Source organism: Pseudoalteromonas sp. SIMBA_162 (genome assembly GCF_046535955.1).
Taxonomy (GTDB): Bacteria; Pseudomonadota; Gammaproteobacteria; order Enterobacterales; family Alteromonadaceae; genus Pseudoalteromonas; species Pseudoalteromonas marina.
Genome location: NZ_JAWJBQ010000390.1, coordinates 1 through 273, shown reverse-complemented (window position 1 = coordinate 273; position 273 = coordinate 1). Strand labels below are relative to the sequence as shown.

Here is a 273-nt window from a genome sequence, read left to right as displayed (position 1 = left end):
CTTCGCTTCAACCTTAGACAACCTTCCTGGAATAAACCAGTGGCTTGTAGTCTTCGTCAGCAGTTACAGTTGCGGGACAGCGTCGGACTTGCACCGATCTTCCCTATTAAGCTTATTGATTAAGCACCTAATCTTACACGATTATTTTAATATAATTCTATATTTAAAAATTAACTGATTAAATCAACAATGTAAAGTAAAAATTGTAAAATAATTTTTTTCTGAATATTTATTGTTTTTTGTTTTTATTGTGATATAGTGTATAGAAATTAC

The 273-nt window shown here is 30.4% G+C and carries 1 riboswitch.

The features are described 5' to 3' along the window. A riboswitch (cobalamin riboswitch) is annotated at positions 1-146 on the bottom strand. This riboswitch is flagged as partial in the annotation. Positions 147-273: the final 127 nt, after the last annotated feature.